At 62.4% G+C, this 17,469-nt stretch carries 16 protein-coding genes; 12 read left to right on the top strand and 4 right to left on the bottom strand.

Going from position 1 to position 17,469, the window contains the following annotated elements; all coding sequences use genetic code 11:
* Positions 1 to 268 precede the first annotated feature (268 nt).
* A complete protein-coding gene (dnaA, locus tag SALLO_RS0110190; protein ID WP_022836203.1) occupies positions 269 to 1,858 on the top strand; it encodes a chromosomal replication initiator protein DnaA in 1,590 nt (529 codons plus the stop codon).
* A gap of 118 nt (positions 1,859 to 1,976) precedes the next feature.
* Positions 1,977 to 3,110 carry a DNA polymerase III subunit beta gene (gene dnaN / locus SALLO_RS0110185; RefSeq protein WP_022836202.1) on the top strand — a complete coding sequence of 378 codons (1,134 nt, stop codon included), beginning with the start codon at positions 1,977 to 1,979 and terminating at the stop codon, positions 3,108 to 3,110.
* A 154-nt stretch (positions 3,111 to 3,264) separates the two neighbouring features.
* Here the strand turns inward: dnaN and SALLO_RS0110180 are convergent, their stop codons facing one another.
* Positions 3,265 to 3,741: a hypothetical protein gene (locus tag SALLO_RS0110180; RefSeq protein WP_022836201.1), complete on the bottom strand. Its 477-nt coding sequence runs from the start codon at positions 3,739 to 3,741 to the stop codon at positions 3,265 to 3,267.
* Positions 3,742 to 4,629: 888 nt separating this feature from the next.
* On the opposite strand from SALLO_RS0110180, the gene SALLO_RS16540 reads away from it, so the two are divergent.
* The 9 genes from SALLO_RS16540 (at position 4,630) to plsX (ending at position 11,743) form a co-directional block, all read left to right on the top strand.
* A complete protein-coding gene (locus tag SALLO_RS16540) occupies positions 4,630 to 5,754 on the top strand; it encodes a DUF445 domain-containing protein (protein ID WP_084696252.1) in 1,125 nt (374 codons plus the stop codon).
* Positions 5,755 to 5,876: 122 nt separating this feature from the next.
* The gene (locus SALLO_RS0110170) at positions 5,877 to 7,418 is read left to right on the top strand and encodes an acyl-CoA dehydrogenase family protein (RefSeq protein WP_022836199.1); all 1,542 of its coding nucleotides are present in this window, start codon (positions 5,877 to 5,879) and stop codon (positions 7,416 to 7,418) included.
* 44 nt (positions 7,419 to 7,462) lie between these two features.
* Positions 7,463 to 8,197, top strand: coding sequence for a PIG-L deacetylase family protein (locus SALLO_RS0110165; protein ID WP_022836198.1), 735 nt, complete (start codon positions 7,463 to 7,465; stop codon positions 8,195 to 8,197).
* Positions 8,190 to 8,735: a 2-amino-4-hydroxy-6-hydroxymethyldihydropteridine diphosphokinase gene (gene folK / locus SALLO_RS16535; protein ID WP_022836197.1), complete on the top strand. Its 546-nt coding sequence runs from the start codon at positions 8,190 to 8,192 to the stop codon at positions 8,733 to 8,735. Before SALLO_RS0110165 ends, folK begins: the two co-directional genes overlap by 8 nt.
* A 9-nt stretch (positions 8,736 to 8,744) precedes the next feature.
* Positions 8,745 to 9,419 (top strand): deoxynucleoside kinase, encoded by a 675-nt coding sequence (locus SALLO_RS0110155; RefSeq protein ID WP_022836196.1) that lies wholly within the window; start codon positions 8,745 to 8,747, stop codon positions 9,417 to 9,419.
* Between the two features lie 27 nt (positions 9,420 to 9,446).
* The gene (locus SALLO_RS0110150) at positions 9,447 to 9,656 is read left to right on the top strand and encodes a hypothetical protein (protein WP_022836195.1); all 210 of its coding nucleotides are present in this window, start codon (positions 9,447 to 9,449) and stop codon (positions 9,654 to 9,656) included.
* 89 nt (positions 9,657 to 9,745) lie between these two features.
* Positions 9,746 to 10,258 carry a YceD family protein gene (locus tag SALLO_RS0110145; RefSeq protein ID WP_028567135.1) on the top strand — a complete coding sequence of 171 codons (513 nt, stop codon included), beginning with the start codon at positions 9,746 to 9,748 and terminating at the stop codon, positions 10,256 to 10,258.
* Positions 10,259 to 10,438: 180 nt separating this feature from the next.
* Positions 10,439 to 10,633: a 50S ribosomal protein L32 gene (gene rpmF / locus SALLO_RS18235; RefSeq protein WP_084696251.1), complete on the top strand. Its 195-nt coding sequence runs from the start codon at positions 10,439 to 10,441 to the stop codon at positions 10,631 to 10,633.
* 105 nt (positions 10,634 to 10,738) lie between these two features.
* Positions 10,739 to 11,743, top strand: coding sequence for a phosphate acyltransferase PlsX (plsX, locus tag SALLO_RS0110140; RefSeq protein WP_022836193.1), 1,005 nt, complete (start codon positions 10,739 to 10,741; stop codon positions 11,741 to 11,743).
* 113 nt (positions 11,744 to 11,856) lie between these two features.
* Here the strand turns inward: plsX and SALLO_RS0110135 are convergent, their stop codons facing one another.
* Entirely contained in the window at positions 11,857 to 12,588 is a 732-nt protein-coding gene (locus SALLO_RS0110135; RefSeq protein WP_022836192.1) for a DUF429 domain-containing protein, read from the bottom strand.
* A gap of 73 nt (positions 12,589 to 12,661) precedes the next feature.
* Here SALLO_RS0110135 and SALLO_RS0110130 point away from each other — a divergent pair, with 73 nt between their 5' ends.
* A complete protein-coding gene (locus SALLO_RS0110130) occupies positions 12,662 to 13,522 on the top strand; it encodes a proline dehydrogenase family protein (protein ID WP_022836191.1) in 861 nt (286 codons plus the stop codon).
* A 24-nt stretch (positions 13,523 to 13,546) separates the two neighbouring features.
* On the opposite strand, the gene fabG is transcribed toward SALLO_RS0110130, so the two are convergent.
* Positions 13,547 to 14,296, bottom strand: coding sequence for a 3-oxoacyl-[acyl-carrier-protein] reductase (gene fabG, locus SALLO_RS0110125; RefSeq protein WP_022836190.1), 750 nt, complete (start codon positions 14,294 to 14,296; stop codon positions 13,547 to 13,549).
* 607 nt (positions 14,297 to 14,903) lie between these two features.
* Entirely contained in the window at positions 14,904 to 17,375 is a 2,472-nt protein-coding gene (locus tag SALLO_RS0110120; RefSeq protein ID WP_022836189.1) for a DNA internalization-related competence protein ComEC/Rec2, read from the bottom strand.
* Positions 17,376 to 17,469: the final 94 nt, after the last annotated feature.

Below are 17,469 nucleotides of genomic sequence, written 5' to 3'. Positions count from 1 at the left end.
CCCGCTCCAACGTCTTTCTTGATTGTACTATTTCTGCACGAACGCATCTTGACGTTCGCCCGTGCAATGGTTACCGTGGGACGTCCAGGGTGCTACAAAAACAAGCGGTCGCCAGCACGAAGCGGTTTCTCAGGAGTCTCCCGCACGCGGCCCGCCTGTGCTTCGGGGAAGATTGCGCCATCGGGTCGTGCCCCACGCCTCATAGTTCACTGATCTCCGTCATCGCCGGTGCGCGACAGTACGCACGGGCTTGCTTGCTGTGTAGCGTATGGATGCTTCGGCTGAATCGGTTTGGAAGGAATGCCTCACGCATATTCGCCCGCAGATCAGCGAGCAGAGCTACAAGACGTGGTTCAAGCCGCTGAAGGCGCAGTCGCTGCGTGAGGAGGAAGGCCTCCAGAAGCTCACCATTCAGCTGCCCAGTCGGTTCTACTACGAGTGGCTCGAAGACCACTACTTCTCGATGCTGCGCAAGGCCGTCACCGAGGTGTTGGGCACGCAGGGGCGCCTCTTTTACGACGTGGTCATTGAGCAAGACAACCCCGACGACCCCTCGCACGATGGCGCGTCGATGCAACTGCCCGCGCGGCGTTCGGACGAGCAGCCCCCCGCCGACGAGCAGGTCCCGTGGTCCGAGGGCGCCGGCGCATCGGCGCCCAACGACGAATCGTCCGACGCCTCGCTCGATGCGCGCGCCACGCCCACGCCGCCCCAAACCGCCTCGGCGGCGCGGTCGACCAATGACGCTGAAGCCTCTGCTGCCAAGGCCGATGCGCCGCCGGTGAGCAACCCCTTTGCTATTCCCGGCATCCAGGAGAACAACATCGACAGCCAGCTCAACGAAAGCTACGTCTTCGAGCGCTTCATTCAGGGCGACTGCAACCGCCTCGCCCGCAGCGCCTCGTGGGCCATTGCCCAGGAACCGGGCGGCACCAACTTTAACCCGTTTCTTATTTATGGCGGCGTCGGGTTGGGCAAAACCCACCTCATCCAAGCCATTGGCAACTACGTAAACAGCCACTACACCGAAAAAAACGTCCTCTACGTCTCCAGCGAGCGCTTCACTAGCGAGTTTGTGCAGGCCATTCAGCGCAACCGCGTGAGCGACTTCTCGATGTTTTACCGCCAGATCGACGTGCTCATCGTCGATGATGTGCAGTTCTTTAGCGGGAAGGAGAAGACGCAGGAGGAGTTCTTTCACATCTTTAACGCCCTGCACCAAAACGGCAAGCAGCTCGTCCTCTCGGCCGATCGCCCCCCGCGCGACATTGAGGGCATCGAGGAGCGCCTGCTATCGCGCTTTCAGTGGGGCCTCTCGGCCGACGTGCAGCCGCCCGGGCTGGAGACGCGCATTGCCATTTTGCAGCGCAAGGCCGAAGACGACGGCATCGAGCTCGATCAGGAAGTCATCGAATTCATTGCCCACAACATCAAGAGCAACATTCGGGAGCTGGAGGGCTCGCTCATCCGCCTGCTCGCCCACTCCACGCTGCACCAGCGGGAGCTCGACATCGACCTGGCCAAAGACGTGCTGCGCGATCTGATTCAGGACCGCCAGGTGAACCTCTCCGTCGAGGAGATTCAGCGTATCGTATGCGACTACCTGGACGTGGAGGAGGACCTGATTCGTGCCAAGACACGCAAGCGTGAGGTGGTGCGCGCGCGGCAGATTGCCATGTACTTTTGCAAGCAGCTTACCCAGCACTCCCTCAAAACCATCGGATTGCACTTCGGCGGCCGCGACCATTCCACCGTCATCTACGCCAACAACACCGTAGAAGACCAGATCGAAACCGACACGCAGTTTCGCAACATGGTGGAAGACCTTCAGCGCAAGATTGAACTCCGCGCCCGATAACGCCCACCCGAAGCGGCATCCTCACGCCGCCTTCACCACCGCCGCAGCGGATCTCCGCCCGGCCGCTTTCGTAACGTAATAGCCTCTATTTGCGCCCTGTGCTTAGCGACCGAACGCCATGAAATTTACCGCCTCCAGCCAAGATCTGCTTGATGCCCTGAACACCGTGCGCGGGGCCGTGCCCTCCAAAAGCACCCTACCGGTGCTGGAATGCGTGCTCTTTGAGCGCGACGGCGACGTGCTGCGGCTCAGCGCCACCGATCTTGAGATCTCGATCGTGCAGCGCGTGCCCGTTCAGTTTGAAACCAACGGCACGCCCGGCGCAACGCCCATCGCCGTGCCGGCCAAGCGCCTCATCGACACGCTGCGCGCGCTCCCCGAGCTCCCCATCTCGTTTGCCGCCGATGCGGACTTCGAGATTACGCTGGAGACCGACGCCGGCCACTACAAAATGGCGGGCTACGACGGGGCCGACTTCCCCGACCTGCCCGACCTCTCCGGCGGCCGCGAGGTGTCTGTCGAGGGCGCCGTGCTCAAGCGGGCCATCGACCAAACCAGCTTCGCCGTGAGCAAAGACGCCCTGCGCCCGGCCATGATGGGCGTCTACTTCCAGCTCGGTCCCAGCGAAACCCGCGTGGTGGCCACCGACGGCCATCGCCTCGTGCGCCTGGAGCTTGCCGATCTCACGGTAGACACCGAAACCAACTTCATCCTTCCGCAGAAGGCGGCCAAGCTGGTGGGCAAGGTGTTCGATGACGACGACCTGTGCACCATCACGGTCGACGACGGCCATGCCAGCATCACCGCCGACGACGCCCGCGTCCTGGCGCGCCTCATCGACGAAACCTACCCCAACTACCAGTCGGTCATCCCCGACAACAACGAACAACTGCTTACCGTCGAGCGCGAGCAGTTCCTCAGCGCGGTCGAGCGGGTGGGGCTCTACTCCTCCAGCATGACCAACCAGATTCGCCTGGACATCGCCCCCGATCAGGTCACCATCTCGGCGGAAGACGTGGAGCGCTCCAGCGAGGCGGAAGAGGTCGTGACCGCCGACTTTGACGGCGAGCCCATGGAAATCGGGTTTAACTCGGAATATCTCACGGAGGTGCTGGGCAACGTGGATGCCGAGGAAGTGGTGATGCACCTGAGCACCCCCAACCGCGCCGGCATTGTGGTGCCGCAAAAGCAAAAAGACGGCGAAGACATCCTGATGCTCATCATGCCGGTGATGCTCAACACCTACGCGTAGAGGCTGCAGCTACCTCAAAGCGGTAATGGCCCCGCGCGCTGTGCTGACCCAACGGCGCGCGCGGCCTCGGGCGGACGCATCAAGAAACCTTGCAATGGGCGTTGCTCCGAGCGTAGGGCAACGCCCATCGGTTGGATGGGTCCGCGCGATGGCGTCAGGCCTCGGGCGATCCTTTCTTGAAGGCCGCCGCTCCAATGGCACCTCCAATGGCCCCGAAGATCGCGTACACAACGCCTCCAATGACGAAATTGAGCAGCAGTCCCATAACGCTGGGCCCTTGCTGCATCTGTTGCATCATTTGACGACGCTGCTCGGCGCTCATCTGGTCGCCCATGTACTCCATCATAAATGACTGCATGGCCTGCTGCATGCCCAGCCCCAGCGGCATCATCACCGCAAAGTTGAGCACCGAGCCCACGATAAGCCCGACGATAGCCGCAGCCGCACCAATCAGCGCCCCCTCGCCGCCTTCGATGGTCACCTGTTGCGTGTTGGTGTAGTGCCAAACCGCCGCCATCGCCCCACCGATGACGCCCGCACAACACAGCACATTAACCAGGCTCAGGAATGACGTGCTGAAGATGCCAACAACGACACCGCCCACAAGAATAGACGTTTGCTTGGGAGTCATAGAACCACCGGATGTTCGATGAGCGTTCAGTTTGATGGACGTTGCCCGAAAACCCCTCGTGGACGTGCTGTCACGATGACTTTTCAAACAAAGCCTGTCAGAGAAGGTAGCGGTCGCGCAGCATAATCGAAAGGCGGGGCGATCGCATAAATTTGGGGGTCGTGCTGACGGAGATCAGGAGTGATTTACAAAATGACGATGACATGCCCTGAAAACAGGAGTTGACTTCGATTCGTTCAAGGCGAATTCACGATGAATCATGCAATGGCTCTGTCAGCACGTCTCGCTGATTGCAATGTACGGCAGGTTTTTGCTCGTTTGTGGAGATTGCCACGTCGCTTCGCTCCTCGCAATGACAAGATGGGTTAAATGCGGAAACGATATATGAATGGTTCAGATGGCTGTTCAGACGGGTTTGACCAACTGCACGGCCAACACCAAAAAGCAGTATACGCCTTGTCATCGCGAGGACTGAGAGGCCTTGGTCATGCCACTGGTGCGGACGCGAGGCACGCGGGGGCCAGAGGTCATGCCCGTGGTACGATCTCCATGTACGAAAGGATACGCACGACTGCAGAGATTGCATCACAGGCTTGACCTTCGGCCTCCCATCTGGGATGACCTAAAGGGTCTCACTTTCAGTATGACCTGACGCCCCCCTTCCAAGGCATCCAGGATCGTTGCATCAATCTTTGGGGTTCCCACTAACACCCCTCATGAGTCCTTTACAAAATGACGACAGCATACCTTGGAAGGAAGAGCCATCTTTGAAGGGCCCAGGACGGATTCACAATTGCTCATGCTGTTGCCCTGAATCGAAAGGCGTAACGAAAGAAATGGCGCATGCGTTAGCACGATGCGCTCCCCTCCCCGACGGCATCAATCTGAATGGACGCTCCTTCTTCCTCACGCTCCCCGGCCCCCGGCCGGCGCCTGCGGGCCGCTGTGCGCCGCGTGTGGCGCCGACATCGTCCGCAACCGCCATCAGCCCCCGACGCCCACGAAGAACCGCCGCGGCGCGTGGGGAGCTATGCCCAGTGGCTGCCCCTTCTGCGGCTTGTGCCGTGGGGCTTGGCCCTTTTGTTTGTCGTCTCGTTTGTGTGGGACGTGCCCGCAGCCACGCTGTCGGTGGCGGGCCATACGTGGTCTACCAAAGGGCTGCTGCGCATCCTCACGGTCAGCGGACTCATTGGGTTTGGCACCAACTGGCTGGCCATCACCATGCTCTTTCAGCCGCGCACGCCGCGGCCCATCTTTGGGCAGGGGCTCATCCCTGAGCAGCGCGAGCGGGTGGCCTGGCGCCTCGCCGACGCGGTGAGCGACGAGCTCATCAACGAGCGCATCATTTTGGAAAAGCTGGAGCAGAGCGGCCTCGCCGCGCGCTACCGTGACAAGGCGGTTGCGCTCACCGCCGACCTCGTGGCCGATCCTGACGTGCGCGGCGCGCTGAAACAGGCGGCCCGCGATGCCCTGCGCGACGCCCTCGCGGCCCCGCACGTACAGGAACGCATCGTGCAATTTACCGAAGAACAGCTGGAGGCACATGCGCAGCAGGGCGTGCCCGGCTTGGCGCTCCGCGCCTATCGCGCGCTGCGGGAGGACGACTTTCAGGAACGCCTGCGCGAGGCCGTAGCCCACTTGCCCGCATCGGTCGACCCGCTGCTCGACGAGCTCGACCCGCTCATCGACCGCCTCCCGGCGCACGTGCGCCTGCGCGGCCCGGCCATCGAGGCCGCCCTCACACGCGCGGTGGTGCAATTTGTGCGTTCGCTCAACGTGCAGCGCATCATCCGCGACAACGTGGCAGCCTACGATGAGCAGCAGCTCGAACGACTACTCAAACGCACCACCAACGAGCAACTCAACTACATCAAATATCTGGGCGCCGTACTGGGCGTGGTGGGCGGCTTTATCATATGGGCCCCGGGGCCCGCGCTCGGGGTGCTGGGCGGCAGCGGCCTCGTGCTGTACCTCATCGACGAAGCCCTTTACCGCTACCGCCGCGATTCGTAGCATCTTCGTTGGAAGCGATTGCAGACGCATGCGATCTTTTGATCCTGTGGCCCGTTACACAAACGTAATGCGGTAATAAGCACCCGCCATCCGCCAGTCGTTCACTGACGTTCCCCTTTTTCATGCAAATAGCCTCTTACCTGTCAGAAGACCTCGGGGCCTCCGTCGACTTCGAGACCTTCCACGAGAACTTCCGCAGTAAGATTGATCGCGTGTTTAACATGCGCGGTGACCTCGATGCTGCAAGCCTGCAGCGCGGATTGCCGCCATTCATGATGCGGGAAATCCAATCGTGCACGCCCCTCTCGGTGTTCATTCCGTCGGCCTATGGCGGGCGCGGCGGGCACGTGCACGAATGCCAGGCCATCCTGGCCGCCGCATCGTACGAATCGCTCGCGCTCTCGCTCACGCTGGGCATTAACGGCGCGCTCTTTCTTCAGCCCCTGGCCAAGTACGGCAACGAGGCCGTAAAGGCACCCGTCTTTAAGCGGTTTATTGAAGACAAAAACATGGGCGGGCTCATGATTACCGAGCCCGATTATGGCACCGATGCGCTGAGCATGCAAACGTCGTACACCGAAACCGACGACGGCTACCACATCCAGGGCACCAAGCATTGGGCCGGGCTCACGGGTTGGGCCGACTTCTGGCTTGTAACGGCGCGCCGCCAGCACGACAGCGGATCGCTGGGACGCGACATCGACTTCTTCGTGGCCGACACCAACCGCCCCGAGCAGCTCATTGAGGTTGAGGAGCTCTACGAAAACCTGGGCCTCTACATGATTCCGTACGGGCGCAATAACGTGGACATTCGCGTGCCCACGGCGCACCGCCTGGAGCCCGAAAGCACGGGCATTAAGATGATGCTCGACGTGCTGCACCGCAGCCGGATTGAGTTTCCGGGCATGGGCATGGGCTTTTTGAAGCGCCTGCTCGACGAGGGGATCGCGCATTGCAGGGAGCGCTACGTGGGCAAAAAGCCGCTCACCGCATACGACCAGGTCCGTGCGCGGCTCGCGCGCATGCAGGCGGCGTTTACGGCCTGCTCGGCGATGTGCCTGCACACCAGCGAAACCGCCGGCTTGGCGCACAACATGGCCAGCGAAACGGTGGTGGCCAACTCCACCAAAGCCGTCATCACCGACCTGATGCAGGACGCCTCGCAATCGCTCCTTCAGCTCATGGGCGCGAAGGGCTACAAGCTGGACAACATCGCCGGCCGCTCGGTGGTCGACAGCCGTCCGTTCCAGATCTTCGAGGGCTCCAACGACGTGCTCTATCAGCAAATCGCTGAAGGGGTGCTCAAAAAGATGCGCCGCGCGAAAGAATCGAACCTGCAGCGCTTTCTCGCGGACTTCGCGCCGACTGAGCGCGCCGCGGACTACTTCAAGGACACGCTCAGCTTTTCGGCCGACCTGTCGCTCCCGCAGCGCAAACTGGTCGAACTTGGCAAAATCCTGGGGCGCGTCGTCTCTATGGAGTTCATCATTGAGCTCGGCGACCGCGGCTTCCGCAGCGACTTGATCTCGAATGCGCTGCACAGCTTCCAACGCGACGTTGCGGGACGCATCGCCAGCCTTCACCACCGCCCGACGGCTGAGGTGGCCGAAGACTACGAAGAGGGCGCCTCGTGGCTCTCCTTCGTGCAGCCATCAGAGGCGTAATCCGTGGGCCAGCGGCCGCTTTCTCGTGATTAGTGTCTGATTTTATGGCTTCGGTTCTGTTTGTCTTTCCGCACCCCGACGACGAATCGTTCGGTCCGGGGCCCGCGCTGGCCCGGCTGCGCCGCGAAGGCCACGCCGTGCATCTGCTGACCCTCACGCGCGGCGAAGCCACGTCGCAACGCGAGCGGCTCGGCTATTCGAAAGAGGAAATGGGCGCGGTGCGTGCCCGCGAGATGGAAGCCGTTGCCGGGGCGCTCGACCTCTCGTCGCTCACCGTGCTGCAATACCCCGATGGGGAGCTGGCCGCGGGCGACCCGCTCGCGCTGGAAGCCACCATCGAGGAGCACGTGGAAGCGCGCCGTCCCGACGTGGTGGTCACTTACCCGGTGCATGGCATCAGCGGGCACCCCGACCACCTGGTGACGCACGCGGTGGTGAAGCGCGTGGTCGCCAAGCGCTGGCGCGACGGCCGCGCCGTGCCGCGGCGGCTGGCCTTTTTTGTCCTTCCGCCGACCGACGGCGACCGCCCCGAGCACCTGCAATCTACGCCCGAAGCGGCCATTGGGGCGTGCATGGCCGTCACCGATGACGACCTGGCGCGCGGCCACGCGGCCCTCGCGTGCTATGAAACGTACGCACCGGTGATCGAAGCCCAGCAGCCGCTACAGCAAGTAACCGACGGCGTGTGCTTTCAGCTGTGGGGTGAAGCGGCAGGGCCCCGCCGCACCCATCTCCTGGAGCAGCTGCCCGTGACCGTGTCGGCGCCCGCGTATGCCTGACCCCGTGCTTGCCTTTGCGGCCCTCGGCGCGAACCTGGGCGATCGGTGCGCGCGCCTGCAACAGGCCGTTGATGCCCTCGCCGCGCTGGCCCACACCCGCATCGTCAACCTATCGGACGTGTACGAAACCGAGGCGCACACCCGCAGCCCAACGGACACGCAGCCCGATTACCTCAACGCTGTCGTGGCGCTTCGCACCGCCCAGTCGCCCGAAGCGCTGCTGGACGCATCGCAGCGCATCGAGCAGCAGGCGGGCCGCAAGCGCTCGCCCGATGCCCCGCGGTGGCAGCCGCGCCCGCTCGACATCGACTGGCTGGCCGTGGGGCCGCACACGTGCAGTACCGCGCGGCTCACGCTCCCGCACCCGCGGCTGGCCGACCGGCGGTTTGTATTGCGCCCGTGGGCCGACTGCGCCCCGAACTTCCACGTGCCCGCACCGTTCGAAACGACGGTACACGCGTTGCTTCATCAATGCCCCGACCGCAGTGCTTGCCGGCCTGCGGTTTCCTGTACGCTCACCTGGCCGTCTGACGCTTAACCGCCGCGCATGCCCGATTCCTCCGCGCTGCCCGATCACCTCAACTACATCGTCATCGAAGGCGTCATTGGCGCCGGAAAGACCACGCTCGCACGCCTACTCTCGCGTCGGTACAACGCGCGCCTCGTACTGGAGCAGTTTGACGACAACCCCTTCCTGGAGCGCTTTTACGAGAACCGCGCCCGCTGGGCCTTCCAAACCCAACTGGCCTTTTTGGCGAGCCGCTTTCGGCAGCAAAAGGACATGGGCGCGCCCGATCTGTTTCACCGCGCCGTGGTGAGCGATTATGCGTTCGACAAAGATCGGATCTTTGCGCACCAGAACTTGTCGGGCGACGAACTTCAGCTCTACGAGACGATGTTTCGCATCATGGAGCCCAACGTACCCACGCCCGACCTCGTGGTCTACTTGCAGTCGACACCCGAGCGGCTGATGCAAAACATCAAGCAGCGCGGCCGCCCGTACGAGCAAGACATGGATCCGGCCTACATCGCTTCGCTGCATGAGGCGTACAACCAATACTTCTTTCACTACCAGAAGAGCCCGCTGCTCATCCTCAACGCAGCCGCCATCGACTTTGTAGACCATGCCGACGAACGCGAAGAGCTGCTGTCTCACATTATGGATGCCGCCCCCCAGGGCACCACATACGTGAACCTGCACGCGTCGTCGTCGACCGCTTAACCTTTTCGTTTCTCTCGCTGTGCGGGCATGGAGTATGTTGTTTTCGCTTTCATCTTCTATTTCATCTTGCAGGCCTCCAGCAATTTGGTGATGGCCCTGCGCGGGGCTGGGCAGCCCCAACCGCCGCCCAACCACAACTGGCGCGGCCCCTCGCCCAGCGACTACACCGGCGAAGAGCGCGCGCGCCCCGAGTATTGGGGCTGCGACGTACGCGATGCACAGTGGACCGACTTGTAGCGCCGCATCACGGGCCCGCCACGGGAACATATCCGCCCCACATGCGGCGTACAACCTGATCCACTGGTTCTGAAGCTTTGGACCTTGCTATGCTTCGTGTAGACATTACGCCATACAACGACGGGGTGCATCGCCTTGCGCTTACGCCCGAGGCCGAGGCGCTTGATCTCCCGGAGGAGGCTGCACCGCTGCGTGACGTCTCCGTCGACCTCACGCTGGATGTGCGCCGCGACCGCATCCTTGTTCACCTTGTCACCGAGGCGCTGGCCGAGTTGACGTGCGACCGCACGCTGCGCCCCTTCGACCAGCCCTTAAGCGGCCAGTACAGCGTACTCTTTGGGCCCGAACGGCTTGTGGGCACCGGCGCCACCGAGACGTACGACGAGGTGCGCTTGCTGCAGCGCGGCGACCGCTTCATCGACCTCACCACGGTGGTGCGCGACACGCTGCTCCTCGACATCCCTCAGCGCAAAGTGGCCCCCGGGGCCGAAGACGAGGCCATCGACCTCAACTTTGGCCCGGCCGATGCAGACGACGAAGCGCCGGCGCGCGCCACCCCCGAGTGGAAGCAAAAGCTGCAACGTCTTCAGGACGACGACTAGGCTGTGGCTGCCCCCCTCGCAGCGTGCGCCCGTTGATTTATCAACCACAGCCTGGACGATGGGCGCGTGCTAATTCTGCGCAAAATACATCTGCCGTCCGAACTGCACGCGGGCGCCGTGCTTACATACATTCTGCTTCACCGATTGTCACGCACCGTATCGTAGCCCGACCAACCTGTCATGGCCGTACCCAAGAGACGCCACTCGAAATCGCGTTCCCGTAAACGCCGTTCGCAATACTACAACGAGCTGAAGGCACCGCAGCTCATGGAATGCAACAACTGCGGCCACCCAAAGGTCATGCACCGTGCCTGCCCCGAATGCGGGTATTACCGCGGCCGCCAAGTGGTTGAAGTGCCTGAAGAAATCTACTAGCGTTGCCGTATGGCGCCCAGCTTCGTGGTACCGTATGATTTTATTGCCGCGGTACCCTATGTTAAGCGGCGCATCGGTCTTCTCTCATAGGTTCTTGTAGCCCACATGTCCGCCCATATCGCCGTTGACGCCATGGGAGGCGATCACGCCCCTGCGGCTGCCGTTGAAGGTGCCCTCAATGCCGTTCGCGCTGCCGATGGTGCGCTCGCTGTTAGCCTCTTTGGCCCTCAAGACACGGTGCAAGGCGCGCTCGACGCGTACGGCGACATAAGCGATCTCCCGCTTCATGTGGTGGATGCCCCGGATGTCATCACGATGAATGATGCGCCTGCCACGGCGATCAAAACCAAGCGGCAGTCCTCCATCCATCGCGGGCTGCAGGCACACAAAGAAGGCGCTGCCGATGCGTTCGTGAGCGCGGGCAACACCGGCGCCGTCATGGCCGCCTCCATGTTTATCCTGGGGCGCATTGCCGGCATTGAGCGGCCCGCCATCATCGGGTTTTTTCCGAATCTGCGGGGCACCTCGGTAGTGGTGGACATTGGCACCAACGTAGACTGCCGTCCCGAGCATCTCGTGCAGTTTGCCCGCATGGCCAGCGTGTACCGCACGCACATGATGGGCGACGAGCGGCCCTCGGTGGGGCTGCTCAACATTGGCGAGGAACCGGGCAAGGGCAACGAGCAAGCCAAAGCGGCCTACACGCTTCTCAAAGACGAAGACCGCATTCACTTCATCGGGAATGTGGAAGGGAGCGACCTGCTCCACTATGCCGCTGACATCATCATTTGCGACGGCTTCGTGGGCAACATCTTGCTGAAGTTTGGCGAAACGATGACGACGGTTCTCTCGGAGCTGACCCGTCAGGAGATGGAGCGCCAACAGCTGGCCCCCGATGAACAGCAGCTCGTGGCCGGCGTGCTGGGGGAAGTCAAGAAGTCGTTTGACCACGACACACGCGGGGGGGCTCCGCTGCTTGGCGTAAACGGCGAGGTTATGATTGGGCATGGACGCGCCACCGCGGGCACCATCGAGCAGATGATTCGCGCTGCGGCGGACCTTCAAGCCAGCGACGTTACGAAGGCCCTGACGCAGTCGTTTGGCGATTGACACGCGGCCAAAGACTACGCCCGTCGACTGTCACGCGCCGTGCAGGTGCATGTGCACGCATTTCTGCAGTACCAGCCTCTGGAGGATCAGCGAACGACGCGCGGCACACGGCATCAGTACCAGATCTCCATCCGCAGCCCGCGGTTGTTGCGGGAGGGGTTGCGCGGCACGCGGCGGGCATCGCCTTCGTGCATGGCGCCGGCCACAGCGCACACCGCATGCGCATCGAGCACATCGGTCGCTGCTGCCACGCGCGTGGGGTACTGGCGCATCGCATCTTCGATGGACGGAAACAACGCCCGCAGTAGGCGCGCACGCGCCGATCGCCCATCTGCGGTATGTTTACTCGCGGCCATCGGGGCGTCATCGTTGAGCGCGTAAAACGCACACTCCGGATGCACCTCCCGTATCCGTTCCTGCCGCGCGGGCGACATCGCGCGCTGCACCGCGCGCATCTTGGGGATGAGGTGCCAGGCCTGAATCGTAAGCCCCGGAGCATCCGGCCCACTGGCCCGGTTGATGGCGCTGGCTTCTTTGTGGCTTTGTGCCGCAAGCGCCTCCGCTACCGGCGGCGAGAAGACACTGCTGCTTCGCGGATGCCCAAGCAGCGCCCGGGCGTCCCGATCGCACGTGCGACCGCCCGGCTGGGCAACGTCGGGCAGCCCAATCACCATGTCGACCCCCACGTAGGCCGCGTCCTGCGTGGCGCGCAGCACAGCCTCAAAGGTGGATGCCACCCGCCGCGCGACGATGCCCGTGGACGGCTGCCACCCCACCACCAACCATCCCCCCGGGCACCCATCCACGCCCGCAACCCATACCGCATCGCTCGTAGTTTCAAGCATTTTCCCCAACTTCTTTTGTGCCTCTCGGTTACGTTTTGGAAGCGCTTCGCGCCCCCACTTATCTCTACTGCCTATGAAGTTGCCGTTCGTTCTTGCACAGCGTTTCGTTGCGGGCGAGACGCTCGATGCTGCACTCCCCACCGTTGATGCCCTCAACCGCAAGGGCCTCCATGTTGCGCTCGATCTGCTGGGCGAACATGTGCACAAGCGCGACGTGGCCGAAGCCTCGCGCGACGCCTATCTGGAGCTCATTGATGCGCTGGCGGAGCACGCGCCTCCCAACCGGCGCAACCGCATCTCGATCAAGTGCTCGATGCTGGGCCAGCTCATCGATACCGATTTTTGCCTCGACAACCTGCGGACGGTGTTGGAGCACGCGGCGCGCCACGATATGTTTGTGCGCCTCGACATGGAAGGCAGCGACCTCACGCAATCCACCCTGGACCTGTTCGAGACGGTCTACCCCGACTTTGAGGGCTACGTGGGGCCGGTGCTGCAGGCCATGCTCAAGCGCACCGCCCGCGACATCGATCGGATGTGCGAGCTGGGGGTTAGCGTGCGCCTGTGCAAGGGGGCGTACGGCGAACCCAAATCGCTGGCGTATCAGCAGATGGATGAGATCCGCGCCCACTACATCGAATACATGGAGCGCCTGCTGCGGCACACGCCGTACTCGGGCATTGCCACGCACGACGACCGCTTGATTGATGCAACAAAAGCCTTTGCGGACGGGGAGGGCATGGGCCCCGACCGCTTCGAGTTTCAAATGCTGTACGGCCTGCGCCACGAAACGCAAGTCCAACTCGCGCAGGACGGATACAACATGATGGTGTACGTGCCCTACGGCACCGAGTGGTTTCCGTACTTTTCGCGGCGCCTGCGCGAGCGGAAGGAAAACGTGTGGTTTGTGCTCAAGAACCTGTTCCGCTCGTAGCGCGCTTGCGCACCCGCCGGTTGCCTACATCGCAAGGCCGCCGTCTACGTGCAGCACGTGGCCGGTGATGTAGCGGGCCTCGGGGTCGGCCAGGAAGAGCACGGCGCGCGCGACCTCCTCGGGCGTGGCTGGACGTCCGAGGGGCACGGCGCCCAACATCGCCTCGCGGGCGTCGTCGCTGAGCTCATCGGTCATGTCGGTGGCCACGTAGCCGGGCGCTACCACGTTTACCGTAACGCTACGGCGCGCAAGCTCCTTGGCGAGGCTCTTCGAAAAACCAATGATCCCGGCCTTCGAAGCCGCGTAGTTCGTTTGGCCCGGGTTCCCCATCACGCCGACAACCGACGAAATGTTGACGATGGCGCCGGCCCGCTGGCTCATCATGGGGCGGTAAGCGGCCTTGCAGAAGTTAAACACCCCCTTCAAGTTTGTATCCAGCACGTCGTCCCAATCCGCTTCCTTCAACCGGAGCATCAGGCCGTCGCGCGTGATGCCCGCGTTGTTCACGAGCACATCCAGCGATCCCCACGCGTCCGTGACCGACGCCACCGCCGCCTCGGCGGCCTCCAATTCTGCCACGTCGCCCTGCAGGGCCATCGCCTCGACGCCCTGCGCCTCCAACGATGCAACGAGCTCTTCTGCCGCCTCGTGCGACGACCGGTACGTAAACGCCACGCGCGCGCCGGCCTCGGCGGCCGCAGTTACAATGGAGCGGCCGATGCCACGCGTGCCGCCGGTGATGAGAACGGACTGATCCGACAAATCAAAGGTCATGGAGCGAAGAAATTCGTGAGTGCAAGAGAGCAACGGGTACGATGAACCGCACCACGCGCCGACAGATCCGTGTGGATAACCTGTCGATAATGTGTGGATAACTCGCCCCATGGTCGGCAAACCGACCTCCCACCCGATGTGGATAACGCGTGGACAAATTGTGGGTAACTTGTGGATAACGTGTGGATAACTCCGATCCGCTCATCCCCCAGAAGCGGACTGTTGATAAGTCCGAAGTTATCCACACTTTACTAACAGTTATTAACATTTCGCCCGATGTGGATAACTTGTGAGTGCTATTTCGGGGCTATGGAGCCGCTGCGACCGAAATGTGGATAACTCACCTCAAATCGCCGTTTATATCTGCAGAGCGGGGGTCTACCGCTTCGATTTTGTGGATAACTCTGTTAATAACTTTGGTGAGACGGGTCAGATGACGCCACGCTCTTGTGGAAAACTAAGTTATCAACATATCCACAGCCCCTACAACAACAACAACCTAGCTTCTCTAGAGACCTAGACTAGCACCTAGGGCTGTGGATAACTGCCAAATCCTTCGGCAGCCCACACGATATACAACCGGTATAGCATCGTATACCGCATCGCTTCAGCGCCACCGGCGACGCCAAATCTTGCGCCCGTCACTTCGCAGCCAAATTGCTCCGCTGTGCTTCGTCGATCGAATGACGGCGCCGTGCTCCTCCCAACGGTTGACGACCGTTGGTGCTGGAAAATCAAATCGGTTATCTACACCGGCAGAGATCAGTGCACGTACCTGCGACGAATCATCGGAGATAGCACGTACCAGTGGCAGTCGACTGCTTGTTGAAGAGCCGTGGTGCGCAACCTTCACAACATCAGCGTTCAGTGCATCCCCGTACCGGTACACCAACCATCCCTCGCCCCGGTGCTCCACATCTCCTAGCAATACCCACTGCGTGGTGCCGTATGCAATGCGCAGAACCACCGAGCGCTCATTGTCCCCAGACATCGCGTACGTGTGACGTCGCGGTGGCGGCCCCAGCACTTCCACCATTGCAGACGAGATATCCAGCGTATCTCCAGCTTCTACATACCGCACCGGCACCTTCAAACTATCGACGAGTCGTTCAAACGACGCGATCAAACGATTACGCGACGCCCACTCCGTGCGAACGACACGCTGAACGCCAACGCTACGAAGCACCGACAACGCGCCACCGAGGTGATCGGCATCGGGGTGTGTGATGACCAGTGCGTCCAACGACGTGATGCCTTGGCGCTTCAAGAACGGGACAACCACCGCGGCCCCCGCATTGGTAAAGCGCGTCTTGGGACCGGCATCCACAAGCACGTGCTGTTCGTTCGGGAACGAGAATAACATCGCATCGCCCTGCCCCACATCGAGCATCACCGCATCCATGCGCGGATTGTCTCCCACCCTGACAGCAGATGCGAGAGCTCCACAAGCCAGGATGCCAATGGATGCAACGGCCAGCCCCCAGCGCCAGCGCGGCCGTCGCCATTGCGCGAGCGCCCCGAGGCCTGCTCCAAAAGCGAGGATATGCACCCACGACCAGGCCGGCGTTTCCCAGAGGGTCCATCGCAGCCACGTGGCCCCACGCGCAACAATCCACAGCAGCCCCTGCACGCTTGCATCGGCCGTGCTGCCAAACGCGCCCGCCGCCAGAGGCACCGGTGCGCAGCACACCACCAACAGGCCGCTTAAGAGGACGAGCGCCGTGAGGGGAATGGCAAGAACATTGAGCAGCAGCCCTGCAAACGCAACGCGTCCGAAGTGCACCGCCAGTACCGGCGCGGTGGCCAGCGTTGCAGCCACAGACGTTGTAACGACCGTAACGATGTGCGGCCCCCACCAGCCCTCCGTCCAGCGTGTAGGCAGTGCATCCACCAGTACCGGGTTCAACACCACGATGCCCGCTACGGCTGCAACAGACAGCTGAAATCCCACGTCGAACAGCATTGGAGGCCGTAGCACGAGCAAAACGATCATGGCAAGGCCAAGGCTGTTCAGCGCGGTGGAGGATCGCTGAATGATGGCGCCGCCAATGAAAATAATGGCCATGACCACGGCACGCACCACCGAGGCCTGCATGCCCGTGAGAAGCAAGTAGGTGCCCAGCAGCACAATGGTACTCACAGCCCGCACCCACTGCATGGTGACCCACGGCATGGACGCGCGCACCAGGAGCGGCTTGAGCAGCAAAAAGATAACCATGCCCACCAGCAGCACGTGCAACCCCGACACGGCCAGCAGGTGCATGAGCCCGGTTGCTGCAAATTGGGCCTCTCGTTGTGCCGAGAGCCCCGAGCGGTCGCCAAGGAGAAGCGCACGGAGGACGCTTTGCGTGGTGGGGCGCTGCCCAAAGGCGTCGATCGCGCCGCGTACATGGGCGCGGGCCGCGTACGCTGCAGCGTCGAGCCACGTAGCCGCAGTGCCGCAGGTCTGCAGCAGAGACGCCCGCTCAAGCGTCATCGTCCAGTACACGCCACGCCGCGCCAGATAGGCCCGGTAGTCAAAGGCCCCTGGGTTGCGGCGCGTAGGCGGCCGCTGAAGGCGTCCTGTGACCACTACGCAGGTCCCATCCCGCACATCGGGATGAGCCGCGCGATCATCGACCCACCGCGTCACCTGAACGCGCCCCGTGACGGCCAGGGTATCCAGCGGTCCTTGCCACGCCGTCGCTCGCATGGTAAACCGAAACGCCCGCGACGATCGGGACGGCGGGGCATCGACCACGCCGCGAAGCTGAATGCTGCGTTCCGGGCCACGGTCTGGAACGTAGGAACGGAGCGCGTGTGGCGCCGGGCGTTGGTAGATGGCCATGCGTGCGCCGCCCATCGTAAAAAACAGCAGCAAGGCGACGCAAAACCGAAGCAGCGGAGCGAGTGATACCAGCCGCTGCCGGTCGATCCACTGCGCTGCCCCGGCCACGGCACCGCCCACAAGCGCAAGCGCGCCCCAGTGCCACACCGAGACGGTAAAAGAAACATTTGAAGCAGCCACGCTAGCAGCAAGCGCCCCTGCCAGCCAGAGGGCGGGGTAGGCCATCCAACGCGGCGTAGCAGAAACAGGCATACTTTTGAAGGATTGTGTGATGGGCCAACGGGATAGCAAAGACACGTTGAATTGCATCACGCAACATGCCCGCATCTATTTGCAGAGGGCATGA

The sequence above is a fragment of the Salisaeta longa DSM 21114 genome, from assembly GCF_000419585.1.
Classification (GTDB): domain Bacteria; phylum Bacteroidota; class Rhodothermia; order Rhodothermales; family Salinibacteraceae; genus Salisaeta; species Salisaeta longa.
This window is presented reverse-complemented; position numbering and strand designations above follow the sequence as displayed.